Genomic DNA, 257 nt, shown 5'->3' with positions numbered 1-257 from the left:
CTGTATTCCCGTCAATCGCGGAGCAATATCGGGGGCCAACATCGCCAGCGCACCATAGGCACCATCGACGTGGAACCAAAGATTTTCGCTTTGTGCGAGATCGGCCAGTGCTACTAAATCATCCACCGCACCAACATCGACGGTACCTGCAGTACCAGCAATAAAAAACGGAGTGAATCCGGCCTGGCGATCAGCTGCAATGGCGGTTTTTAGCGCGGCAATATCACATTGAAAATCGGCGTTCATCGGTATTTGTC

At 52.1% G+C, this 257-nt stretch carries 1 protein-coding gene; it reads right to left on the bottom strand.

The features are described 5' to 3' along the window. A partial coding sequence (locus QN347_RS20335; RefSeq protein ID WP_323494480.1) for a pyridoxal-dependent decarboxylase occupies positions 1-246 on the bottom strand: 246 nt, incomplete at its 3' end. Positions 247-257: the final 11 nt, after the last annotated feature.

Origin of the sequence: Sphingomonas sp. 10B4 (assembly GCF_035019905.1) — a bacterium.
Taxonomy (GTDB): domain Bacteria; phylum Pseudomonadota; class Alphaproteobacteria; order Sphingomonadales; family Sphingomonadaceae; genus Sphingomonas; species Sphingomonas glacialis.
Note: the sequence above shows the minus strand (reverse complement) of the source record. Positions and strands in the feature narration are given on the sequence as shown.